We start from the raw sequence: 23,116 nt of genomic DNA, 5'->3' as shown, positions 1-23,116 counted from the left end.
TTTCTCTTTGTTAGTTATAAGGAAATTTCTCGAGCAATTCTTACCACTCACTTTTCTCCCAATCCTCATCCCCCATCGGCTGAAACACTTCACGCATCCACCCCGTGACAAACACCTCCATGGCAAACGCCAGCCCATTGGCGCCGCTGATTTCCTTGTAGAGCCGGGATTTTTCCAGCCCCTCGTCCTTCAATCGAAACAGCACCTGCAGCGTGATCGCCTTCAATGCGCTTGCGGTGGGGTATGCCGCGGTGTCGCCGCCAGCCCCCCGCAGCCCGCGCAAAAATTCATAGAGGGCCTTCTCGCCCTGCCCTTCCATCGCCAACAGCCATTGATAAAGCTGCTCGAACCCAGGGTCAGGGCGCTTGGTGTCGGCCAATGGTTCATGGGCGGCCAGCAAGCGCGATTCCAATGTTTCCACCGGTGAGCCGGCGTCGCGATCGAGGGTAACGGTGCCGGGCGTGGGTTCAATCTTCATGGGGCACATCGGCGGGAGCGGTTTGTGGAGCGAAACTGACACACAGCGCCGACAGCGCCTGCACCGCAGCCTGATCCAGCACCCGCACCGATTCCGGCAGGCCGGCAATGCTGGCCAACAAGCGCGGCGCCAGCCGCTCGCGGGTGGCTGCAAGGTCGTATTCCAGCAGTTGATCCGCCAGCCGCAGCACGTAGCGGTCCTGCGGGTGGTACTCCAGGAGCAGTTCGCCCGGCCAGTGCTTGCCCAGGCGCTCGCGCAGTTCATCGCCACGCGAGCGACAGTGCTGCGGCACCAACACCTGCAACACCGCGCCGCTGCCGCCAGGTTGCCCGGCCAGCCAGCGCACCAGCATGTCGTCCAGCCATTGGGGTTGACTCAAGGTGTGGGCGAGCAGGTCATCCGCAGCCCGGGCCAGTTGGTGATGCAATTGCTGGCGGAGGGTTTGGGAGGTCAACAAGCCGTCCGCCAGATGCCCGGCCGCCCGCAGGATGCCCTCGGCATAACCTTGCCGGAACGCCTCGGCGTGCACCGCTTCAGCTTCGCACTGCGCCTGTTCGACACACTCGCGAGCCCGCCGCTGAGCCTCGAGTTGCAAGCGCCGGCGGCGGCGGGCGGCGGCGATGTCCTCGCGGGCCAGGTGCACGTCTTCGCCAACGGACAGGTCAGCGATGGATCGGATCGAGTCGAGCATGTTGCACCGCCAGGAAGAAAAGCATCGGGTCCGGTTCAGGGACCGGCCACTGCCGGTGCAAGCCCACGACCGGTTCGGAAAACTGCAAGACCAGGCACTCCAGCAACCACGGCGGAACCTGCGTGTGCCAGCCCCACAGCGCATTGAGGCCGGCCGCTTCGACCTGCTCCATTGAAACCGGCAGGCCTTCGACCGGCAGGCCACCGCGAGCGCCCAGGCGATAACCGGCGAACCGGCGCACCGACGCCGGCAGGCACCGCAACGCGGCCCCCCGCGCCAAGGCGGGCAGCAGCCGATAGGCGCCCATCAGCAAGGCGATAGCAGGCAGGTGCCGCCAATGGCGAACCCACTGTTTTGCCACGCCGCCCAACACTGTCGAAGGCAACGCTCCTGGCAGCGCCAGCCGGTCGCGCACCATCCGGTTGAGCAGGCACCGTGCCTCGGCGTCCTCGAACTCCGGCGGGATCACCAAACGCTGCGGGTGCAGGTAAGACAAAGGCTCGGCGAGGATGCGCCGCAGGCATTCAACGTCCGACATCACGACGCCTCACACCGGCAAAGTGGTAAAGCCAGGCCACAGCTCCGGCCGCCAGCAATCCGCTCATCACCCCCAGCAGCCACGGCCAGGGCGAGTACCCCCGGGTGGCGAGCCGCGACGGCGCAACGTGCTGGGTCGGCGAGCGCCTGGACAGCACCACCGAAATGTTCTCGTAGTCCACCGCAGCGAAACTGTTCTTGAGAAAACGCTTGATGTCGTTGATCAGCAATTGCACCTCGACGTCGCGCTCATGCAGCACCACCGCCGAGAGATGGACAGGCGCGGCCTTGCGTCCGCCCTCGCCGGCATCCAGGTCATAACTGATGTGGACCCGCGCCGACACCACGCCTTCGAGCACCCCGAGCGACTGCTCGACGCGCTGTTCCAACGCCGAATACAACCGGGCTTTTTCCGCGCGGGGCGAGGCCACCAGGGCGTCGGAGGGAAACATCTCCGAAACTTGCAACCGCGGCCTGGAGGGCAGCGCATAGAGGTTGAGCAGGTCGACGGCGGCGGAGAAATCCAGCGGATCGATTTTCACCGCGTAACCGGTCTTGCCCGCGTCGACCTTCACCGCAGTGATGTTGTTGCGCTGCAGCACCGACAGCACTTCGTTGGCCTGCTGCTGATCCAACCCTTCCAACAGGCTCGGCTGGCGGCACCCCGCCAGGGCCAGGCACAACAGCACGCAGCAAAGGCCCGCTTTCATGAGGCTCGCAACAGGGTTTCGGCGGTGCCCACCGCTTTGCGCACCATCACGTTGAGCAAGTTGATGTCGACGTTGTACTGCCCGGTCAGCTCCTGCAGCTGGGCCAGCACACCAGGGTCGGTGATGTCCGGGCGTCGCAGCAACTGACCGATCGCCGAGACGTCCTGCCCGCTGTCGACGGCAGACCTGGCATAGCTGTCGATCAGTCGCGATTCCAGCGAAACGATCGGCCCCTCCTGGGGGCCGCGCAATTCAACGATGGCCGACGGCTCGATGGCCAACGGGTAAAGTCCTTGGATGGGCATACGGTGCACTCATGAAAAAGGCCATCGTCACGAACGATGGCCAGCCGAAAGAAAAAGCGTCAGCGAGCCGCCTGGATGATCGCCATGTCGATGTCCTTGAAGCCCTTGATCGTATTGGTCTGGGCGTTGCGAAAGACCGTGTACGAGGAAAAGGCGGTCTGGTAGGCCGCCAGCAGCCCGGGGTCCGAGGCGTCCTTCTTGAGCTCTTCAAGTGCCTTGTCCAGGGCCGCCTTGAGATTCTGGGCGCCGGCCTCGAACGCGGCGGCCTGTTCCCCGAGAAAGTCATCGGGGAATGTGATGGGGAGTCCGATACCTGCCATTCGTCACCTACTCTGTCTGTGTTGAGAAATGCCAGGACGAAGCGCTCGTCTTGACGTAGCCCTGCGGGCCGGTTTGAAACGACTTGCCTTTGAGCCCATCGTCCTTGAGCTCGACGGTGAAGTGCACGTAGCGATCCCCCCACTGCCGGTAAAAATCGTCGACGTACTGGTGCGCCGCGGCCAACTCGGCATCCTGCAAATTGCCCTCGACGGCAAACGTGACGCTGTCGCTGTGCTCGACCCGCCTGAAGGCCAGTGAAAGACGTTGCAAACCGCCCTGGGCCAAGTCGGCCAACACCCGGTCATCCTGCATCTGCACCACCACATCGCGGGCATAAGGCGCCGCCACAAGCAGCGTTTCGATCAGCCGTGCCTGACTGTCGGGCGTGAGCAGATTGCGTTGCGCGCTGAGTCGCAAGCGCGGCACTGACGGGTCCTTGAGATCGAGCGCATGCCAGGCCAGTTGCGGGTCATGGTCGATCAGCACCTGCTCCAGACGGCGCCGCTCCAGGTCCAGCGACAGCACCGTGCCGTCCAGGCTGGGATGGCGCGTCAGCACCTGACGACTCCAGCCGGCATCGCGCTCGCTGGAGACAAACACGTACACCACCTCATCGCGTCCGCCCAGCACCTGTACCTGGGCACTGGTGCCGGCAATCAACGCGCGAACATCGGTTTCAGGCGCCGGCCCCGGTTGCGCCACGAAGCCGAGCGCAACCGCCAATGCCGCCAGCACCAGGCCGCAGGCAATCCAGCGGGTCCGCGGGCTGCGCCACGCCTGGGGTGCGGCTACAGGGTCAGGCGCAGCGGGCGGATGGTTGAAAAGCTCAGGCGCCCAAGCTTCGTCCTGGGCTCGCAAGGCAATGTACAGGCCACCGATCTGGACCCTGGCCTGAAAGGCCGCATGGCGAACCTCGACCGAATCGCCGAGCACCCGCAACGGCACGCCCTGCGGCGTAATCTGATCGGCCAGCACCTCGAAGTTGCAGCCGCCGGTCTCCAGCGGAACGAAAATGGCCTCGGCAGGCACACTGGCCGAAAGCGTGCCCTCCCCCAACAGCTCCACCGCCCCGACCACGAACACCGTGGTGCCTTCGCCCAGCGCAAACTCGCAGCCCTGCAACGGGCCATTGAGTATCCGCAGGACGCAGGGCTGTAGCGTAGAGGCCGTCGGCACTGTCACCGTGCAAACTCCAGGGCAGTCAAATGAGCCGCCATGGTAGGCACCCCGCAAATTGGCTTCCTGATCAGAATCTGCCGGTTGCGCCGCGCCAGGGATCAGAATCCCTCGCCACAGGGGGGCTAGACAGGCTCATCCCTGCGGTGCCTCGGCTACAGGTCGTCCTGGCCGGCCCTGGATAAGCACTTGGTAGCGTTGCCAGACCTTGCGCGCGTAGCGCAGTCGTGCGGCCTGGCGTTGGGGTGAGTTGCCTGCGTTGTAGGCACCGACCGCCGTCCAGTTGTAACCGTAGCGGGCGATGAATTCGGCCAGCACCGACGCCCCGACTTCCACTGACAGGCACGGTTCCTCCAGCAACCGTCGCTCGGTAATCCCCCGGTGCTTCAAGCGCGGCAAATGGCTGCTGTTGACCTGCATCAGGCCGATGTCGCGGGTGCCGTTGCGGTTGTGGTTGATGGCGCCCGGCTGCTGCCCCGACTCAACCTCGGCAATCGCTTGCAGCAGCTCGGGTTCGATGCCATGCAACTGCCCGGCCTTGCTCCAACACCAGGCATTGGCCTGCGTCACGCCCAAGCCCAGGCCGAGACACACCGGCCAGCACAACCAAGGACTCCGACGCCCCCTCATGCCAGGCGTCGCTCGCCGGCCCAGGTCAGTTGCTCGTCAATGCGCACCTGCAACAGCTGGCCCCGGACACAGCCGGGATCGTGCGCCAGGCACTGGTCGATCACGCGTGCCGCCAGCTCGTTGCGCCCCCAGAACCAGTGATGCCAAGCGTGAAAGTACAACACGTCGGCCTGGTCGGCCGACAACAGGCAGCGTCGGAACAACACCTCGGCGGCCTGTTCGCAGCCGCGCAGACTGGTAAGCAGCGCCAATCTCGTCAACGCCGGGAGGCTGCCGGGGTCCAGCGCCAAGGCATTGGAAACCGCCACATGGGCCTCTTCGATGGCCCGTTCCTGCTCCACCACCCCGAGCATCGCCTGCCCCAACCAGACATCCGCCATGCCGCACCAGGGCGGCGCGTACCCGGCGTCGAGCTTCAAACACTGCCTGAACAGCACCGTCGCATCGCGCAAACTGTGGGCCGTGTGTCGTTGTACGCTGCACAGCCCATTGAGATAAGCCACCGCCACCGAGTAGGAACCACAGCGATCACCCGCCGGACGCAAACCGGGCACACGCTGGGCCACCAGGCACGTCAACGCGCTCAACGCCTCGCCGGCATCGCTGGCGTCCAGCGTCTGCCCATGGAGCAACGACTGGTCGGCGCCGCGCATCAACTCGACCGACCAGAGCGGCGCCCCGCCCGAACCGCTGGAACGCCCACTCAGGCAGTAATCCACCGACAACCGCCCGCCCCACGGACGCACATCCTGCGCAGCCCCGCCACAGGCCGCGATCAAGCCCGAGGGAATGACCCGCAACGCCTCGCCGAACGCCAGGGTCAACTGACGGATCATCACATCCTGCAGATCCAGCGCCGCCGTCTCGTCCAGATGGCGAAACGGCAGCACCGCCAACGAAGGCACCGTAGCCCTCGCCTGGCTTGGCCCATCGAGCGCCACCACCGGGCAGGTGAATCGATAACCCTGGCCGTACACCGTCGCGATGAAGTCCTTGTTGTCCTTGAGCAACTTGCGCAAGGCATAGATGCAACGGGTCAACGACTCCTCGGCCGTGTCCATGCGGGGCCAGACCTGGTCCAGCAAATGGTCCTTGCCGACCACCGAACCCGCCGAACCCAGCAACAGGCGCAGCACGTGCAACTCCTTGGGGGGAACATGGACACCTTGTCCATCTCGCGTCAGCGTTCCATCGCTTTGCAGTAGCCAGTGGTCGAACACGAATGACCCGACCGGCGTTTGATCAGTTGCACTGTCCATAATCGGAAACTTCTCTATAGAAAGTTACTGAGGCGCGATTGAGCCTGCCGGGGGGCAGGCTCGGGATAACGAGGCCGTGACTATAGGAAGATGCTTGGGAGGATTCCGTAGGCCGGGCACCACCCACGGTTGAAGAAAACACGTCGCAGGTCGTAGGAAAGGAAGTGATTAGCCGCAAGGCTATTTACGCTTCAGGACCTTCGCCTCCAGGACAGAGGCCACGATATCGCCAACGGACCGCCACCCCGCCACCTGATCCGAAGACAGTTCAACGCAGAAGGCGTCATCCACCCTCATGGCAACTTCAACCACGTCCACAGAGTCCATCTGCAAATCTTCCACCAATCGCGAATGACGGGTTATTTCCCGTTGCCGGGTCGAGAAGCATCGGGACAGCAGTTTTATCACCCCAGTGTCTACACACCCCTCGGCAATCGATACGCTCATTTAGCCCCCTCATCAAAAATTCAACATCGCCCGCAACATATCCGCGAACTGATTCAAATGCGCCGACAGCGTCTTGTTGAAGTTGTCGTGGTAGGCGTTGGCATTCGAATACTTCTGGGTCAACGACTGCAGCAGGTTCTTCATACGTTCTTCCTGGGCGTTGAAGCCGGTCTGCCACTGGTTGTACTTGGCGGTGTCCCAGGTCACGGTGCCGCCGCTGGCGGGCAGGCTGCTCTTCATGAGGGTGAGCGGGTCGAGGTCGATGACCACGCACCAGGTGCCGTCGCCGTTTGGCTTGAGACACCTGCCGGGCAGGCCCAGGGCCTTGAGCCATTTCTCGGCTTCGTCCTTGCTGGCGCCGCCTTCCCCTGGTTTTGGAAACAGCACCGAGGCCGGGTTGGGATGGCTGTATTTTTCGATCAGCCGGGTCAATGCGGCGCGCAGCGCACCGGCATCGAGCTTGACGTCCTTGCCGTCGTTCGCGCCCTCGATCCAGTCCTTCATCTGCGCGGTGATCTCGGCGTTGAAGTCGGCGAAGAAGTCCGAATAGGCGGCGATGATGTGCTCGTAGCCTGCGAGGTAACCGTTCTTGATCAGGTCGATCAACTCGAGGAGCTTTTCGAAGAAATCGTTCGAGGAATTGATCGAGGCGTCCAGCGCCTCGGCGATCTCGATGGGCTTGTCCTTGTCCAGGTGCACCTTGAGGTCGCGCAGGATTTCGCCTTGTTTGCTCTCGAGCTGGCGAAGCCGGGTTTCGTCCAGGGTGCTCATGCAGCCGGTCATGGCCGCGCTGCACTGACGCAATTGCAAGCTCCACAACTGCGACCGTGTGCGCTTGGCGTGGATCTGTTCGAAGACCTCTGCGAGATCCATTTTCTCCAAGCCTTCGGCCGTCAGGTCCTTCAATCGACCGGTAACGCCTGCCGAGCATTCGAGCGTTCGTTGGAGGTGGCGATTCAGTGTCTTGAAGGCGCGCTCCAATACATCCATCGGTTGGAAGGTCGACTGAGCCGTCCCGCTCATTTCAGGCGGGACCGGCACGGGATCCGCATGATCGGCATAGGTCGATTGCCGAGGCGTTTGGGTGACACCTTGAATGTCCATCTTATAAATACCCTCAAGCAGTTACGGCACGCACGACGTCGGCGCGCGATTGGAAAAGCTGCATCACCATGTCCATCAGTTTCTGCAACAACGCCGCTTCGGCCGCGTCTTTCTGCGCGACTTCATCAACCAGGCTCTTCTGGCTGTTCTGGGCGCTTTGCTGCAGCACTTCCTGCTCCCGCGCGGCGTGCTCGGCGAGGCGCACCACATTGGCCACCACTTGGCTTAAGTTCATCGACATGGCGCCGAGGGCGCGGCCGATTTCCAGTTTCTTCTCGATGCCCTTGCTGCCCATCTGGCTCAGCCAGTCGGAGGTCTGGCCAACCTTCTGGGCCTTGAGGATTTCGCCGTCGAACCAGGCCTGTTCCTGGGGTGTCAGGGTTGCACCCTTGGGTTTGAAATCGACAGTTGTCGGACGGGCGAAATCATCCAGGGTACTTATCGGGTAGGTGGTCTTCGGATCCCAGTCTTCCCGGTTGCGCTGCAGCTTGAGGTCGCGTTCGAGGTTGCCGGCGTCCAAGGCGTTGCGCCTATGCAGGTTGATGTCGGCGTGCTTCAGGGCTTGCCCGTGGAGGGTCTTGACCATGGAAAAACCGGCGACGGCGCCGGACACCACGGCAGCGGTTATGGCGCTATGCAACGCCGCCTGGCCGGACTCGACGATGGCCCTGCCCTGGGCCTTGGCCGCGTCGGACGCCATGACGGTGAAATGGCCACGCAGTTGCGCGTTGGCCACGCGTGCGATGTTCAGCGCGATGATCGCGGCTACCAAAACATTGGCGTGCTTTTCCCAGGCACCGGGGTCGAAGATCAGCTCGTTGCGCGCTTCGTCGCTGAGGGTCGTCGATGCCGTCAGAAAGTCTTGCCAATTCGCTTCGGTGGGCTGATAGGCGTTGATTCTGCGTTCGAGCTCAATCGCCGCGATGAAGCTGTTGCGTTCGAGCACCTGACTGGCGGTGGCCTTGTCGAACACCGCGGAACCGGAGCGATACGCTTTGGATGAGTGCCCTGGGTTGGAATCGACCCGTGCGGGGGCGATCCCGGTCGTCGCGTAAGGAGAGATCATCTTGGATGCCTTTGATCAGTGGTTGATTTCAAACATGCCGAACCATACTCAGGCTCACGGCATGGCTGCGTTGCAGGTCGGCGAAGACCTGTTCGATCTGTCGGGTCCTGTAGTGCATCGCTTGCCCGTAGTCCTCGACCACTTGCGTAAGGTAGCGGCTGATTTCCTCGCTGATCGCCATGCGCACCCGCACGTCGGCCAGGTGCACGGCGGCCTGGGCCTGATGCTTGCCGCTCTGGATCTGCAACCCGCCCTGCACCGCCACATTGCCGAACTCGGTGACGGCCTGGGCGATCTCCAGGTTCGCGGCGTAACGTGCCAACGTCACCGGGTCGGCGCCGTGGGTGATGAACCCGCGAAGTTGGGTGAGCGCTTGCGTCAGGGTGTTACCGACCGACGACGCCATCTGCTTCATGGCTTGCATGGCGGCGGGCGCAGCCTGGGCGGCCACGGAGGCGAGTTTCGAGGCGACGGCATTCACCAGTGGCCCAATCACCTGCACGCCGACCATGGCGACCAGGGCCACCGCTGCCAGGGTCGAGATCACGCCCTGGATCATGCCGGCGATCTGCGCGATGTCCTTGGCCTTTTCCGGATCGACGCCGAAATCGATCAAGAGTTGGGTGTAGAGCTCGGTGAACCGCTTGATGGCTTCCTGCATGACGATGGTCAGCGGTTTCATGGCCTCGGCCATGAACGACTTGCCGGTTTTTTCCTCCACCACCACATCGGCAATCATCACCGCCGCGCCAACCACCCCAACCACGATCAACGGCAAGTTGGCGGTCATGACCCCGGCAACGATGGTTGCAGCAGCCACGATCGCCCCGACGATCTTGCCGATGCAGCCCATGGTTTTCTGTAGCGCCTCGGCCTTGCGGACTTCCTCCAGGTATTTATCCGATTCACGCTTCATGTGTTCCTGGAGCTTGGCCTGCAACTCCTGGAACAGCGCCTGGCTGAGTTCCTCCTTGTTCTGCGCCGCCTCACCCAGCAACTCGATGATTTTCAGGCGATTGAGCAACGCCAATGCGCTGCTGCTGAGGGCTTTTTCATCGGTGTCCTGGGTGGCGGGGCCGCTCATGCCGGACACCACTACCCTGGCGACCACACCGCTCAAGGTGTTGGCAAAGGCATTGGCGATCCCGATCAATTTCAGGTGGGCCTCGGTCGCCGCGTTAAAGGCTTGGGTGTGGCTCGCCAACTGGCCCTTGAGCTGGTCACGACGGGTCAGTTCTTCGGTGTATTCGGCGGACCCTGGGTCCAACTGCGCCAGCCGGGCTTCGCTTTCGGCCAACAGTCCCTGCACATGCACGACCCGCTCATGCAATTGCTCGAGATGCTCCTGGCTGCTGCCGACCTGCCCCTCGGCCTCCGCCCAGGCCTGGAGGGCCGCAGCGTAATCGGCGGAGAGGTTTTCAAGCCCCTGCTGCCGAGCGCTCGCCATGCTCTGCAGCATCGCCAGGCGGTTCTTCAGTTTGTTGACGTCGACTTCACCGATCAGCTCGCTGATCATCGCCATCAACAAGGTGAACAGGTCGCCATGGGTTTCCTGCCTGTTACCGTCGGCCCGTAGCGGCGGATGCAACACCGGCCTGCCCAGGCTGGCGGTGGACGGGCCACCCTGGCCTTCGTAGCGCACCGACATCAGGTCCTCCAGCGCCTTCTGGCCGGCCTCGCGGTACTGCGTGGTCCTGGCGGCCTGGCTGGCGGCGGCGCCGTAGCGCTCAAAGGCCTCGGCGCGGTTCATCGTGACGCCCGGGTACGCCGGGCGGGTGATCTCACTCATGTTCAGTCCTCCGAACATTGCTGTTCCATGTGGGCCAAGGTGTCGAGATACACCGTGGCCTGCTCGCGCAGCTCGTCTTGCGCGGCGTGTTCGAGCACGTAGTCGAAGCACAACCGGGCCTTGCCGACCTTGCCCAGGGCCAGGTGGCACTGGCCGGTGTAGAACATCGGCCGGTAGTCGTCCTTGCCTTGGGCAAAGGCGATCGCGTACAGGTCGATCGCCTTCTGGTGGTTCTGCTTGAGCTGATGCACGGCCGCCAGTCCCATCCAGTAATGGCTGTTGTAGAAGTCGTAGATGCACAGGAAATGAAAGAACTTCTCCGCGTCATCCAGGCGCCCCTGCTCGTAGAACTCGAAGGCGAAGGCATAGAGGCTGGCCATGTGTTCGTCACTGATGCCTTGCACGTCTTTCAACGCCGCGCCCGCGAGCACCGCGTCGACGACGTCCAGGGCCACCTGCTCGTCTTGTTTGTTGTTGCGACTCATCGGCCACACTCCTGAAAAAAGCCAGCGTCGCTGACCCGTGCATTGAGCCAAACCACTGGCGGGGGCGCTGCCAAATTGCGCTCATTGGGGTGAGTGCCTTCCCCTGGTCGGCAGAAATCTTTTGTGGCGAGGGGATTTATCCCCGCTGGGCTGCGCAGCAGCCCCAAAACGGCAAACTCAATTGAAATGACACACCGCGTTGTCTGGTTTAGGGCCGCTGCGCGCCCCAGCGGGGATAAATCCCCTCGCCACAAGGTTATGCATGACGCTGGACTCACACCGGCCTCACGCCTGCTCCACCTGCTCCAGCCAGATCAGCAGGCGCAGCACTTGCTCCACTTCCTGCACCTGGAGAAAGCTGTAGCGCTGGTGGGTCTTGAAGATTCGCCGGGCCAGGGCCACGTCGTTGACCACCGGCACCCCGACCTCCTTGGCGTACGCCCGCACGGCCAGGGCGCGCTGGTTGGTTTCCATCAGGGAGATGAACGGCAGCAAGGTGATTTCCGGGCGGAAGTACACGCCAATGGCGATGTGGGTCGGGTTGGCGATGATCATGCGCGAGCTGCGCACGTCGGACTTGACCTGTTCCGACAGCAGTTCCATGTGCAGGTCGCGGCGGCGGCCCTTGATCTGCGGGTTGCCGTCCTGCTCCTTGTGTTCGCGCTTGACCGAGTCCTTGTCCATCATCTGGTCTTTCATGAACAACCCGTATTCGCACACTGCATCGAGCACGACGATCAACAGGACACAGGCCAGGAACGCCAGCACCAGCATCAGCAACAAACGCCCCCAGATCGCGAACAGATCGGGCGCCTGGGCGAACAGTTGGGCAAACAGCAATGGCCGTTGCGTGACCCAGACGACCCACAGCGCCAAGGCGAAGCTGCCCAGGTACAGCAGCGCCTTCACGGTGTCCTTGACGGTGCGCAGGCTGAACAGCTTCTTGAAGCCATTGATCGGGTTCAACGCACCAATATTCAGCTTCAACGCGTCGCTGGCCAAGGCGAAACCGCTTTGCAGCAAGGCCGGCACGGCACTGGTCAGCACGCACACCAGCAACAACGGCAACAACGCCTCCAGCCCCAGCAACACCCACATCATCGAGTACGCCTGCAGGTCGGCGTCAAAGCCGCTGTCGATGATCCGCCGGTAGACCTCCATGACTTCGGCCAGCGAGCTGTTGAAGACCAGGTAGCTGATGCCGCACAGGGTCAGGCAGGTGATGACCAGGTCCTTGGCCTTGAACGTCTGGCCTTTGCGGGCCGCATCCCGGAGCCGTTTGGCCGTGGGTTTTTCAGTCTTCGAGGCGCTGGACGACATGCCCGGCCTCCTCGCCATCCAGGTAGTCGGCCAACGACTCGGACGTGGAGCCCATGCCCAGGACTTCGTCCGGCAGGTGCACGCCGAAGTACAGCATCAACACCACCAGCGCCACCAGGCTCTTGACCGTCAGCGACACGGAGAAGGCGTTCATCTGCGGCGCATAGCGCGAGAGCAAACCGAGCAAGGCTTCGCTGATCAGCAAGGCGGCCACCACCGGCGCACTGATCACCAGTGTCTTGCCCACCAGCTGATCCAGCAGGGCATGAATGACCGGCAGGCTCATCTCGCAACCGCTCGCCAGCGGGCAAAGGCGGTAGCTCTGGGCAACGCTTTCAAGCATCAACAGCAGGCCGCCACCTTCGAGGTACACCGCCGCCGCGAACAACTGGAGAAAGTTCGCCAGCTCCGAAGTATCCACGCCGTTGGCCGGGTCCACCGTGCTACTGAGCATCGCGCCGCGCTGGTTGTCGATCAGGTTGCCCATGGCGTGCAACACCCAGAACGGCCAGCACAACAGCCCGCCCAGCAGCACGCCAATGCTCGCCTCGCGCAGCATCAAGCCAAGAAACGCCACGCTGTCGAGGGTGGGCACGGGCACGCCCACATAGGCCCAGAACCCCAGCGCCACCAACACGATCACCGCTTGGCGCGACACACCGGTGAGCACACCGCTGTTGAGGAACGGCAACATGAAGAAGATCGGCGCCAGTCGCGCCACGCCCAGCAGCGCCGCAGCGAACCCGGCGTACAGTTCGAAGAACAAGGTCATCGACATCGGCTAACCCAACGCCAGGCGGATGACTTCGCGACTGAAATCCAGCAGGGTTTCGCCGTACCAGCCCGAGAGCAGGAACAGGCACGCGGCGACCGCCAACAGCTTGAACCCGAACGGCAGGGTCTGCTCCTGCAACTGGGTCACGGTCTGGATCAACCCCACCAGCAGGCCGACCACCGTGGCGACGATGATCGGCCAGGCCACCATCAGCAGGATCAGGTACAGGGTCTTGTTACCGGCATAGACGAGGTCATTCATCGACAGGGCCTACGCCAGCAAGGTCAGGTATTGCTTGACCAGCCCGGTGGACAGCAGCGCCCAGCCATCCAGGGCGACAAACAGCACCAGTTTGATCGGTACCGAAATGATCACCGGGCTCATCATCATCATGCCCAGCGCCAGGAGGATGCTGGAGATCACCAGGTCGACGATCACGAACGGCAGGTACAGGTAGAAGCCGATCTTGAAGGCGCTTTTGATTTCGCTCAGTGCATAGGCCGGCAACAGCGAAAACAACGACGGCGCCAGGTCTTCCTCGGCATACGCATCGGCGTCGGCATCGACCTGGCTCGCCTGGGCACGTTCGAAAAACAGCGCCAACTCCGGGTCGGTGTACCGGCTCAGGTAATCCTTGTAGCTGCCCAGGCCGTTCTCGGCGAAATGCACCACCGATTCGATGTCGGTAAAGACCACCGCCTCGTGCTTGTAATAGTCATGGCCCTGCTTCACCACCGGCGTCATGACGAAGATCGCCAGCATCAGGGCGATCGCATTCAGCGCCATGTTCGAAGGCACCTGCTGCAACCCCAAGGCGTTGCGCACGATGACGAAGACGATGGAAAACTTCAGGTAGCACGTGCCTGCCGCCACCAGGAACGGCAACAGCGAAGCGAACGCCAGCAGCGCGATCAGCGAGACGTCATTCATCGGCGTCGTTCCGATAGACCTTGCGCAGTTCTACGCCCAATTGCGCGTCCAATTGCACCAGTTCGCCCACGGCCACGGGCTGGCCATTGGCGCGAACCTCGATGTGCCGCGCGGCATCGGCGGCCAGCGGGATCAGGTGCCCGTCGATGAATTGCGACAGCTGCGCCAGGTCGATGTCGTGGGTCGCGAGGACGAATTCCAGGCGTACCGCAAGCGTGCCCGGATCGACGGATGGGCCAGGTGACGGGATGGTCTGCGGATCGGCATCGGCCACGGTCGGTTGCATGTGTAAACCCTCTTCGGTGAATGTGAAAACGCCCAGGCAACGGTTGGCCAGGAAGCCGCGCTGGGTCCGCTCGCTGATGCGCAGGACATCGCCTTCACGCAGCCGCCGAAGACTTGCTGCGCGCAAGTCGCTGACGCCCAATTGCAACACCAGGCGCAACGGCAATGACTTGAGCCAGGTGTCCGTCACCGTGCCCCGTGGCGGTAAACGCATGACCCACACGCGCCCGCGAGGCGTATCGAGCCAGGGCACGTCGTGCGCTGGGCATCGCGCCCCTCCAACGCCCTCAATGTCCGCCAGCCGGCTGTAGTACAACTCGCCGACCTCCAGTGGAACGGGCCGAGGCACCGCCCGGAACAAGTCGACAATGCTCGACAACGGACACTCAGGCCCCACCCACGACTGCAAGGTCGGCAGTGCTCGATGCAGCCAGTCACGGGCCAGGATCAGCCCGTGCCAATCCCCGCCCTCGCCCTGCGCACGAAACCGGATGAAGCCGGATCGGTCCGGCACCCGGCCCAACCCGGCCGTCCGACCGGCCCGTCGCCAACGCTCAATCGCTTGCGTGCAAGCGTGCAGCCGGGGGTCGATCCGCCGCAGCTTCAAGGCCCTCACGCCGGACGCTCCGGCGCTTCGTCCTGATCGTCATCCGGCGCCTGCTGCGATCCCTGGCGCGGTTGTTCGCCGCCACTGTCGGTCAATCGCCAGGCCGACTCCCGCGCCTGGGCGAAAGGCTCCCTGAGTTGCTCGAAGACCAGGGCATCGCTGGGCCTGAGCATCAGGCGAGCGGACTCCTCCGGCAATCGATGGATCGTCACCTGGCCGCTGGCCGCACCGTTGTTGAACGGCACCTGCAGCAGCCCCCGCGCCACGTCCGGCGGAGTGGGCACCGTCACGTCGGGCGCTGGCAGCATGACCGCTGGCGGAAGGGACGCGGGGACGGTGTTGGGCACAGGGCGCATAACCTGTGGGCTCGGCGGAGACGGACGCAACGGTTCATCGACCACGACAGCGGACGGCTCGTCCGGCGTCGGCTCCATCGATACCGACTGCGTGGGTGAGTTGACGTGCTCAACGGCAATCTCCGGCCGCAACAGCGCTGGCATTGGCGCATCGGACAACGGACTCGCCTGTGGCAAAAGCTTCACGGTACGGCTTTGCTCGCGCACCACAGCCGTCGCGACCGTTCCACTCGGCGACGCGCCTCGGTGCTGAACGGCGTCGCCCTCCTCAACGACAGGCACCGCGTACCGAGCCACCCCGCGACCGCTTTCCAGCCAAGGTCGCGGGGAACCAAGCAACGCCGCCAGAAGGTCCAGCACGCCCTGGGGCAGGTCCTCCACCTGCACCGGGACAAGGATGTCCGGCCGCTCATCCATTAGTCCTTCGCCAACGGGCTCCAGGGCCTGGACCGGCCGAGCGGGCACCCCGACCACCTCATTCATCGCCCCATCCCATCCCCGTCATGTCTTCCTGCTCCCGTTCTTCCTGGCGCACCTGCGCCAGCCGTTGCAGGCATCGCTGCCGCTCGACCGCACGCTGATATTGGTGGTGCTTGCGTTGCAGGGCGCGCAGCCCCTCACGCTGTTCCAGCAACTGGTGTTCAACCGCTCGGCATTGCTGGTCGACACGGTCACGCTCGACCCGCAACAGATCGATCCGTCGCCGGATGACGGCCTGGGTGCGCAGCAGCGCCAACAGTTGCCCGTGATCCAGCACGCAGTCATTCGCGCGATGGCTGGCCAACAGTTCAAGCAGTGCTGTTTCCTGCGCCTCGAAGCCACGACACTCCTGCAACAGCGGCTGTAATTGCCGTTGGACGCGTAGTACCGCTTGCTCGCCGCGCTGTTGGCGCAACTGACTGAGGGCCAGCAAGCGGCGCCCATCAGATGAGGATTTCATGCAGGCTGCGCAGGGTTTCATCTGGCTCGCAACGCTCATCCGTGGGCTGACGCAGCCACTGTTCGAGGGCGTCGCGACAGTGCATCGCCCGGTCGTTGGCGGCATCCGCCCCCGGGCGGTATTCGCCCATGTCGACAAACACCTGCAATTGTTCAAGACGGGCCAGCGTGTCCCGGGCAGACGCGGCCAATTGCCGAGCCTGCGCCGTGGTGACTTGCGTCGCCACGCGACTGACGCTGCGCAAGACGTCGATGGCCGGGTAATGCCCCTTGGCCGCCAGCGCACGGCTGAGGTAGACGTGGCCGTCGAGGATGGAGCGAATCTCCTCGGCGATCGGGTCCGGTTCGTCGTCGCTTTCCAGCAGCACCGTGTACCACGCGGTGATGCTGCCGCCAGCGGTCACACCGGGGCGTTCCAGCAAGCGTGGCAAGGCATCGAACACCGAGGCCGGAAAGCCGCGCCGCGCCGGCGCTTCACCGGCCGCCAGGGCCAGGTCGCGGCGAGCGCGGGCGTAGCGGGTCAACGAATCGAGCAACAACACCACGCGCCGGCCCTGGTCGCGGAAGTACTCGGCGATGGTGGTGGCCAGCAGTGCCGAGTTGCAACGATCCACCGAGGAAAAATCCGAGGTGGCGTACACCACCACGCAGCGCGAACGCTGGGGCGACTGGCGCAAGTGCTCGATGAACTCGGTCACTTCCCGCCCGCGCTCGCCGATCAGGCCGATCACGAAGACCTCGGCGTCGGTGTGTGCGATCAGCATGTTGATCAGGGTGGTCTTGCCGGACCCGGCGGCGGCAAAGATGCCGAGGCGCTGGCCCACGCCGCAGGTCAGCAAACCATCGATGACCCGAATACCGGTGGGCAACGGCTCCGTCACCGGGCGCCGCTGTTGGTACGACGGTGGATCGGCGTCCACCGGGCAGTCCCGTTGCGCCAACGCCGTCGACGCAACCAGACGCTCGACAATGCGGCCCTGGGGATCGACCACGCTGCCGAGCAAGGCATCGCTGCAGGTCAATTGCAAGGTGGCGCCGGTGGGCACGATCATCGATTCCCGGGACAAGCCTTTCGCCTCGCCCAGCAGGCTGAGCAACACGGTGCCGGGCTTGAAGCCGATCACCTGCGCCCGGGCCGCTACCTCAGGCGAACGCCAGTGGCGGCGCACCTCACAAACCTCCCCCACCACCACCTCGTCCAGCGCCGCCTCGATCAGCGGGCCGCTCAGGCGCAGGGGGTGGGCGGCGAGTCGTTCCAGGCGCAGGTTCATTGACGGAAGATTTCCCTAGAGCGTTTTAAGGACATTGACCGAAACGGTCTCGGAGATTTCACCGAACGACATGACGTCCAGCTCCCGAAAGCGGCCCTCGATCAGTTTCTTGATGTAGCGCCGCACATCCACCGAGCACAGCAGCACCAGGTCCTTGTGGGCGATGTGCACGCTGTCCAGGCCGACACTGAGGCGGTCCATCAACTCCTCCGATTCGGCCGGCTCAAGGTTGAGGAAGCTGCCGCCCGAGGTTTGCCGGATGCCACGGCGTACCCCCTCTTCGAACTCCGGCGACAACAGCAGCACGCGCAAGTCGTTGCCCTGGGCAAACTTGTTGCTGATGTAGCGGGCCATGGCCCCGCGCACGTGCTCCACCAGCGCCAGCACGTCCTTTTCCCGGGAGGCCCAGTGCGCGAGCGACTCGAGGACGAGCTTCATGTTGCGCACGGAAATGCGCTCGCCGATCAGGCGCTGCAGCACTTCGGCGATCTTCTGCACCGTGACGTGGCGATACACTTCCTTGAGCAGGTCGGGATAGCGGCTTTCCATTTCGTCGAGCAGTTGCTTGGTTTCCTGCACACCGAAAAACTCGCGGATGTTGCGCGCCAGCAGCGTGACCAGGCAGCGATAGCATTCCTCGTCCGCCGGGCGCAGGTGATAGCCCAGTTGCTGCACCCGCTCGCGGTCGGCCGCGCCAACCCAGACCCCGCCCTGGCGATTGCTGTCGTTGCCGCGCACCAGGGCAAACCCCAGGGGCTCAAGCTCGGGCGAATAGTCCAGCAGGCGCCAGTGGTCGAAGTGAATGTCGAACTGTTCGGCGCGCACTTCATTGATCAGCACCGCCACTTGATGCGCCGGCAGCGCCTCGCTGGCTCGCAACCGGGGTTCGGGAATGCGCAACCCGTAGTCGACGAAAAACTGGCTGCGAAAGCGTGCGGCCCAACGCTGCTTTTCCAGCGCCGCAAGGCGTGCGGCGGGCACCAGCAGCATCAACGCGACGGTCTCCGTGGCGATGTTGTCGACGTCTTCGAGCAAGCCCGAATCGGCCTGCGGCGCGTCTTGGCCGGCGGGTTCGGCGCGCTGCTCGGCCGAGCCCTGGCGCCAGGCCTTGCGCTGACGCACGAACACCACCAGCCCGAGCGCACTGGCGATGGCCAGGAAGGTCAGCAACGGAAAGCCCGGTAACAGGCCGACGCCAACCGCCAGCAACGCGGTGACGCCAAGGACGAACGGGTTACCGAGCATCTGGCTGAGCATGTTGCGGCCCAGGTTGCTGTCGTCACCGTTGACCCGGGTGACGATGAACCCGGCGCCGATGGCGATCAGCAGCGCGGGAATCTGCGCCACCAGGCCATCGCCGATGGTCAACAGGGTGTAGGTCGACAGGGCTGTGGACATGTCCATGCCCAACTGCCCGACACCGATGGCCATGCCGCCGATGAAGTTGACAAAAATAATGATGATGCCGGCGATGGCGTCGCCCTTGATGAACTTCATCGCCCCGTCGAAGGAGCCGTACAACTGGCTTTCACGCTCCAGCACGCTGCGTTTTTCCCGGGCCTGGGCGGCGTCGATGGCGCCGGCCTTGAGGTCACCGTCGATGCTCATCTGCTTGCCCGGCATGCCATCCAGGGAGAAGCGCGCAGCCACTTCGGCGACCCGCTCCGAGCCCTTGGTGATGACGATGAACTGGACAATGGTAACGATGGAGAAAATCACGAAGCCCACCACCAGACTTTCGCCGATCACGAAGTCACCGAACGAGGCGATGATCTCGCCGGCATCGGCCTGGCTGAGGATCAGCCGGCTGGTGCTGATCGACAATGCCAGGCGGAACAACGTCGTCAGCAACAGCAATGCCGGGAACGTCGAGTAGCTGAGGATGCGCTCGATGTAGAACGAGCCCATGAACACCAGCAGCGAGATGACGATGTTCAGGCCGATCAGCGCGTCCACCAGCACCGTGGGCAAGGGAATGATCAGCATGGCGATGATCATCACCATCAAGCTCAGGATCAGCAGCTCCGGGCGCGCGCTGACGTTGCGCAAAAACCCATTGAGCATGGCGGCCAGGCTCCGGGACGGCATCACGGGCAACCACCGGCGCGGCGCTGCTCGATGCATTCATGGGCATGGGCGACATCGGCCAGGCGGGTGAACTGTTGCGCCAGGCGCAGCGGCGCGTCTTCATCGACGAACAACGGCGGCGGCAAGCCGAGGCTGAGCCGGCGCACGGTCTGCAACAGCGCCGAACGGTCACGGTGGGAACTGAGCAACACCGGCTCGCCCAAGGCACCGAGCAGCCATTGGTCGAGGTCATCGGGGTAGGCCAGCACGCCGAGCAGAAACACCAGCCAGTCGGCCTCATCGGCGTTGTGCCGGCAGACGAGTGCGTCGCCCAGCAGCGCGTCGATGAACAGCGCATCGGCCGAGCGCAGGTGCTTGAGGTCGGTCAGCCGCCCCAGCAGTTGACCGAACTCGGCGTGGGAACAACTGGGGTCCTGGGCACTGATATCGGTGAGCAATGCGGCTTCGATGAAGGCCAGCACGTTCATGCGCTGTGACGGCCCGTACAGGGCGATCCAATCCTGGTAGGCACTGAGCGGGCCATCGTCGGATTCGAGAAAGTCGCGGTAGGTTTCGCGCAACAGGCCGGCTCGCACCGTCATGCTCGCACCGAACATCCGCGCCTTGAGTGCCGCATTGATCCCGGCGTTCATGCGCTTGCGCGAGCCTTGGATAACCACCGTCTGCAACAGCGTTTCGAGGCGCTGGCGGGTACGGCTTTCCAGGTTGCGCCGGCGTAACAACGCACGCAACACCAGGGCCAGGTCGCTGTCGTCGGGGAACAGGTGCCGCGCCATGTCCAGCAGCCAGGCCACCGGTTTGTCCGCCAGCCGCGCCAGGCTCAGCACTTGCCGCGCCTTGGGCACGGTGTCGTCATCCAGCACGCGCTCGAAGGTGTCGCTCGGTGTGTCGGACTTGAGCTCGAACAAGCGCCGGCCCCGGAACTGGGTGAGCGCCGCCGACAGCTCGTCGCTGATCTGCACGATGCGCTGCGCCACCGCGGTCGTGGCGCTGTCGTCCGCGTTCGCGTCGGCGTCAACCTGCGGCGGTGGCTGCTCGGCGGCCTTCTCGCTGTTCAGGCGGGCCTGGGCGGCGCGTCCGCCCAGGGAAACCGGCAGCAGGATCATGGTTGCGACAGCCGGAAATAAGAACGACGCAAGCGCTCATGCTGCTCCGGGGTCAGCAACGGGCCGCCCGGCTCGATCGTGGCGGGTTCACCGGCCTGGCGAATTTCCTGGGGTTGGATCAGGAACACTCGCACGGTGTTGGCCGAGCGGCTCTGGCGATAGCTGAACAACCGGCCGAGCCACGGGATCGAGCCCAGCACCGGGACCCGACCGATCTGCTCGCCGTGGTCGTCACGGGTAAAGCCGCCCACCAACAGGCTCTTGCCCTGGGGCACCCGCGCCACCGTGCTGATGCGGGTGCGGCCCACTATTGGCAACGCACCCTGGCGCTCGTCCGAGGCCGGGCGCTCGACCTCGTTGCCGTCCTCGATGTTGAGCGACATCTCGATTTCGTCCGCCTGGGCGAAGCGCGGCAGAACGCTGACCAGGGTGCCGTAGGTCACGTGTTGCAGGTCGACGCTGCGCTCCCCCACCAGCGGCGCATAGAAGGTGCGGTTGTTGTCGAAGATCGCCGGGACGTTTTCCTGGGTCAGGATCACTGGGCGCGACACGACGTTGGCCCGCTGGGTGCGCTCCAGCGCCAGCACGCGGGTGACGAACGACGCACCGTCGAGGGTGGTCGCCGAACCGGCATTGAGCGAGGCACTGAACGTACCGCCGGACTTCACCGCGCCTTGCCAGTTGATGCCCAGTTGATTGAGTTCATCCTTGTGCAGGTCGATGATCCACAACGACAGTTCGACGTGGCGTTTCGGCGTGTCCAGCGCATTCACCAGGTTCTCGATAAAACGCACCTGTTCCGGCAGCCCCTTGACCAGCAGGCTGTTGGTGTCCGGGTAGGCCACCACGCGGATGTTGCCGGCGGCCACCTCACGCGCAAGGATGCGCGGCGCGGTGGGGTCTTGTTCCGAGGGCGTGTTCGCCAGGCCTTCGAGGGGAAACACCGGCATCATCGCCCGCGGTCGCTGCCCGGGCGCCTGGGCCACCGCAGGCTCAACCTGATGCTGCTCGCCGCGCAACAACGCCTCGATCACGCTGGCCAACCCCGGCAGCGTCACCTTGTCATCGCGCAGCTCGTACTGGCGATCGTTGACGAAGGTATTGTGCACCTGGATCACGCCGATCTGCTGCTTGCCCAACAACAGCTCCGAACGCTGGTTGTCCATCAACTGCGCGGCCTGTAGCACCAGGTCGACGTAGATTGGCGGCCCGGACACGTGAAAAGTGCGCAGGCCGTCATTGCGCAGTGGGTAGCGTGGGTCGTGCAGCCCGGATTGCTTGAGGAATGCCAGCAGCTTGGCCACCGTCAGGGTCTGCAACGAGGCCATCGAGCTCTTGATTTCCGAGCCGTCGTACAGGTAGATCGCCTGGCCGTCGCTGTACCAGATCAGGCCCATCTGCGCGCTGATGCGCTCGAACGTCTGCTGCGGCGTACGCAAGTCAAAGGTGCCGCCAACCCGCTTGGCCGCCGCCACCTTGCTGACGATGACGGGCTTGCCCAACGAGCCTGACAGCTCGCTGAAAAACGTTCGCGCACTCTGCTCGCGCGCCTCGAAACTGTAGACATCGGCCCGGGCCGCGAGGGGTGCGAGCAGCAGCAACGTCAGGGACAACACGCGACGGCTCATCGGCTCACTTGCCCGGCAGGTAGGTGATGTCAGCCAGGCGGCTGGGGGCGAACCCCACCAACTCGCGGACTTCCTTGGAGAAATGCGAGGAAGAGGCAAAGCCGAACGCCAGCGCCACGTCAGTCAGCGAACCGTTGCCCAGGCTCATCTCCAACAGCGCCTGGGCCGTGCGCCACCCGCGCAGGGCGGGCTTGGCCGCACTGCCCAGGGCCTGCCGGCAGAGCCGGCGAAAATGCGAGACCGACACCCCGTAGCGCTGCGCGAGGGTGTTGAGCTTTTCGCTGCGGGTGCCTTGCTCCAACAGAAAACGCACCAATCCGTAGCTTTCGTGCTGGCGCAACAGCTGGGCGACGGCGTGATAGCTCGGCGTGCCACCGAGCGCCTGTTCGATGAACCAGCGTTCGAGCCGCACCTGGGAGCGGACGACGTCATCCGCCACCGGCAACATGGCCCACGGCGCGGCCTCGGCTCCTTGCGTGACGAAGGCATCGCTCATGTCGAAGAACGCCTGCAATTTCACCAGCGGCGCCGGGCAGATCGGCAGTACGTGCCACTCGCCGCCGGAAAACTGCAAGGGGTCGCGCAGCACCACCAGCCCTTGCCAGCCGCTCGACAGCGCTTGGCGGTGCCCGCACCGTGCGCTGTCCAGCGCCACCGTGCCCTGGACGACCCGCAGGTGCACCACCCGTTCACGCGGGTCAGTCAATGCCGTGGAGCGAGATGATGTCTGCTGCACCGGTGTCTCCTTTGCAACGTGGCGAGTGGAAGGAGCGACAGAATGGAAGGCGCGGCGCCGGAAATCTTGATGGAAAA

The 23,116-nt window shown here is 63.9% G+C and carries 26 protein-coding genes; all 26 read right to left on the bottom strand.

Features of this window, described 5'->3' with window-relative positions:
- Window positions 1-40: 40 nt before the first annotated feature.
- The 26 genes from ACMTA2_RS10225 to ACMTA2_RS10100 all read right to left on the bottom strand — a co-directional run bounded on the left by ACMTA2_RS10225 (window position 41) and on the right by ACMTA2_RS10100 (window position 23,039).
- The gene (locus ACMTA2_RS10225) at window positions 41-478 is read right to left on the bottom strand and encodes a hypothetical protein (protein ID WP_413794743.1); all 438 of its coding nucleotides are present in this window, start codon (window positions 476-478) and stop codon (window positions 41-43) included.
- Window positions 468-1,169, bottom strand: coding sequence for an HrpE/YscL family type III secretion apparatus protein (locus tag ACMTA2_RS10220; RefSeq protein WP_413794742.1), 702 nt, complete (start codon window positions 1,167-1,169; stop codon window positions 468-470). The genes ACMTA2_RS10225 and ACMTA2_RS10220 overlap by 11 nt, the downstream gene beginning before the upstream one ends.
- On the bottom strand, window positions 1,141-1,707 hold the full coding sequence (locus ACMTA2_RS10215; RefSeq protein WP_413794741.1) for a secretion system protein: 567 nt from the start codon (window positions 1,705-1,707) through the stop codon (window positions 1,141-1,143). The genes ACMTA2_RS10220 and ACMTA2_RS10215 overlap by 29 nt, the downstream gene beginning before the upstream one ends.
- A complete protein-coding gene (locus ACMTA2_RS10210) occupies window positions 1,694-2,416 on the bottom strand; it encodes an EscJ/YscJ/HrcJ family type III secretion inner membrane ring protein (protein WP_413794740.1) in 723 nt (240 codons plus the stop codon). The genes ACMTA2_RS10215 and ACMTA2_RS10210 overlap by 14 nt, the downstream gene beginning before the upstream one ends.
- On the bottom strand, window positions 2,413-2,721 hold the full coding sequence (gene sctI / locus ACMTA2_RS10205) for a type III secretion system inner rod subunit SctI (protein ID WP_413794739.1): 309 nt from the start codon (window positions 2,719-2,721) through the stop codon (window positions 2,413-2,415). Before sctI ends, ACMTA2_RS10210 begins: the two co-directional genes overlap by 4 nt.
- 59 nt (window positions 2,722-2,780) lie before the next feature.
- Window positions 2,781-3,041, bottom strand: a complete 261-nt coding sequence (gene sctF, locus ACMTA2_RS10200; RefSeq protein ID WP_304553118.1) for a type III secretion system needle filament subunit SctF — start codon at window positions 3,039-3,041, stop codon at window positions 2,781-2,783.
- A 7-nt stretch (window positions 3,042-3,048) separates the two neighbouring features.
- Window positions 3,049-4,224, bottom strand: a complete 1,176-nt coding sequence (locus ACMTA2_RS10195; protein ID WP_413794738.1) for a PrgH/EprH family type III secretion apparatus protein — start codon at window positions 4,222-4,224, stop codon at window positions 3,049-3,051.
- 129 nt (window positions 4,225-4,353) lie between these two features.
- Complete coding sequence (locus ACMTA2_RS10190; protein WP_413794737.1) at window positions 4,354-4,848, bottom strand: transglycosylase SLT domain-containing protein; 495 nt, start codon at window positions 4,846-4,848, stop codon at window positions 4,354-4,356.
- A complete protein-coding gene (locus ACMTA2_RS10185) occupies window positions 4,845-6,107 on the bottom strand; it encodes a winged helix-turn-helix domain-containing protein (protein ID WP_413794736.1) in 1,263 nt (420 codons plus the stop codon). Before ACMTA2_RS10185 ends, ACMTA2_RS10190 begins: the two co-directional genes overlap by 4 nt.
- A 180-nt stretch (window positions 6,108-6,287) precedes the next feature.
- A complete protein-coding gene (locus ACMTA2_RS10180; RefSeq protein ID WP_413794735.1) occupies window positions 6,288-6,554 on the bottom strand; it encodes an acyl carrier protein in 267 nt (88 codons plus the stop codon).
- Between the two features lie 12 nt (window positions 6,555-6,566).
- The gene (locus ACMTA2_RS10175) at window positions 6,567-7,658 is read right to left on the bottom strand and encodes an IpaD/SipD/SspD family type III secretion system needle tip protein (RefSeq protein ID WP_413794734.1); all 1,092 of its coding nucleotides are present in this window, start codon (window positions 7,656-7,658) and stop codon (window positions 6,567-6,569) included.
- A gap of 13 nt (window positions 7,659-7,671) precedes the next feature.
- Window positions 7,672-8,724 carry an IpaC/SipC family type III secretion system effector gene (locus tag ACMTA2_RS10170; protein WP_413794733.1) on the bottom strand — a complete coding sequence of 351 codons (1,053 nt, stop codon included), beginning with the start codon at window positions 8,722-8,724 and terminating at the stop codon, window positions 7,672-7,674.
- A gap of 28 nt (window positions 8,725-8,752) precedes the next feature.
- Entirely contained in the window at window positions 8,753-10,513 is a 1,761-nt protein-coding gene (sctE, locus tag ACMTA2_RS10165; RefSeq protein ID WP_413794732.1) for a type III secretion system translocon subunit SseC family protein, read from the bottom strand.
- Between the two features lie 2 nt (window positions 10,514-10,515).
- Window positions 10,516-10,998, bottom strand: a complete 483-nt coding sequence (sicA, locus tag ACMTA2_RS10160) for a type III secretion system translocator chaperone SicA (RefSeq protein WP_413794731.1) — start codon at window positions 10,996-10,998, stop codon at window positions 10,516-10,518.
- Between the two features lie 285 nt (window positions 10,999-11,283).
- Window positions 11,284-12,318: an EscU/YscU/HrcU family type III secretion system export apparatus switch protein gene (locus ACMTA2_RS10155; protein WP_413794730.1), complete on the bottom strand. Its 1,035-nt coding sequence runs from the start codon at window positions 12,316-12,318 to the stop codon at window positions 11,284-11,286.
- Window positions 12,293-13,096 (bottom strand): type III secretion system export apparatus subunit SctT, encoded by an 804-nt coding sequence (gene sctT / locus ACMTA2_RS10150; RefSeq protein ID WP_413794729.1) that lies wholly within the window; start codon window positions 13,094-13,096, stop codon window positions 12,293-12,295. The genes ACMTA2_RS10155 and sctT overlap by 26 nt, the downstream gene beginning before the upstream one ends.
- A 3-nt stretch (window positions 13,097-13,099) precedes the next feature.
- A complete protein-coding gene (locus ACMTA2_RS10145; protein ID WP_413794728.1) occupies window positions 13,100-13,354 on the bottom strand; it encodes an EscS/YscS/HrcS family type III secretion system export apparatus protein in 255 nt (84 codons plus the stop codon).
- Between the two features lie 9 nt (window positions 13,355-13,363).
- Window positions 13,364-14,023 (bottom strand): EscR/YscR/HrcR family type III secretion system export apparatus protein, encoded by a 660-nt coding sequence (locus ACMTA2_RS10140; protein ID WP_413794727.1) that lies wholly within the window; start codon window positions 14,021-14,023, stop codon window positions 13,364-13,366.
- Window positions 14,016-14,924 (bottom strand): FliM/FliN family flagellar motor switch protein, encoded by a 909-nt coding sequence (locus ACMTA2_RS10135; RefSeq protein ID WP_413794726.1) that lies wholly within the window; start codon window positions 14,922-14,924, stop codon window positions 14,016-14,018. Before ACMTA2_RS10135 ends, ACMTA2_RS10140 begins: the two co-directional genes overlap by 8 nt.
- Window positions 14,921-15,736 carry a SpaN/EivJ family type III secretion system needle length determinant gene (locus ACMTA2_RS10130; RefSeq protein WP_413794725.1) on the bottom strand — a complete coding sequence of 272 codons (816 nt, stop codon included), beginning with the start codon at window positions 15,734-15,736 and terminating at the stop codon, window positions 14,921-14,923. The genes ACMTA2_RS10135 and ACMTA2_RS10130 overlap by 4 nt, the downstream gene beginning before the upstream one ends.
- 10 nt (window positions 15,737-15,746) lie before the next feature.
- A complete protein-coding gene (locus tag ACMTA2_RS10125) occupies window positions 15,747-16,211 on the bottom strand; it encodes a type III secretion protein (RefSeq protein WP_413794724.1) in 465 nt (154 codons plus the stop codon).
- Window positions 16,195-17,481 (bottom strand): type III secretion system ATPase SctN, encoded by a 1,287-nt coding sequence (gene sctN / locus ACMTA2_RS10120; protein ID WP_413794723.1) that lies wholly within the window; start codon window positions 17,479-17,481, stop codon window positions 16,195-16,197. The genes ACMTA2_RS10125 and sctN overlap by 17 nt, the downstream gene beginning before the upstream one ends.
- Before the next feature lie 15 nt (window positions 17,482-17,496).
- Window positions 17,497-19,545, bottom strand: a complete 2,049-nt coding sequence (locus ACMTA2_RS10115; RefSeq protein ID WP_413795628.1) for an EscV/YscV/HrcV family type III secretion system export apparatus protein — start codon at window positions 19,543-19,545, stop codon at window positions 17,497-17,499.
- Window positions 19,546-19,568: 23 nt separating this feature from the next.
- Window positions 19,569-20,675, bottom strand: a complete 1,107-nt coding sequence (gene sctW / locus ACMTA2_RS10110; protein ID WP_413794722.1) for a type III secretion system gatekeeper subunit SctW — start codon at window positions 20,673-20,675, stop codon at window positions 19,569-19,571.
- Window positions 20,672-22,303, bottom strand: a complete 1,632-nt coding sequence (gene sctC / locus ACMTA2_RS10105; RefSeq protein WP_413794721.1) for a type III secretion system outer membrane ring subunit SctC — start codon at window positions 22,301-22,303, stop codon at window positions 20,672-20,674. Before sctC ends, sctW begins: the two co-directional genes overlap by 4 nt.
- Before the next feature lie 4 nt (window positions 22,304-22,307).
- Complete coding sequence (locus ACMTA2_RS10100) at window positions 22,308-23,039, bottom strand: helix-turn-helix domain-containing protein (protein WP_413794720.1); 732 nt, start codon at window positions 23,037-23,039, stop codon at window positions 22,308-22,310.
- Window positions 23,040-23,116 lie beyond the last annotated feature (77 nt).

This window comes from Pseudomonas medicaginis, from assembly GCF_965119365.1.
Classification (GTDB): domain Bacteria; phylum Pseudomonadota; class Gammaproteobacteria; order Pseudomonadales; family Pseudomonadaceae; genus Aquipseudomonas.
The sequence above is the reverse complement of the archived record's forward strand: the minus strand, read 5'-3'. Positions and strand labels throughout refer to the sequence as shown.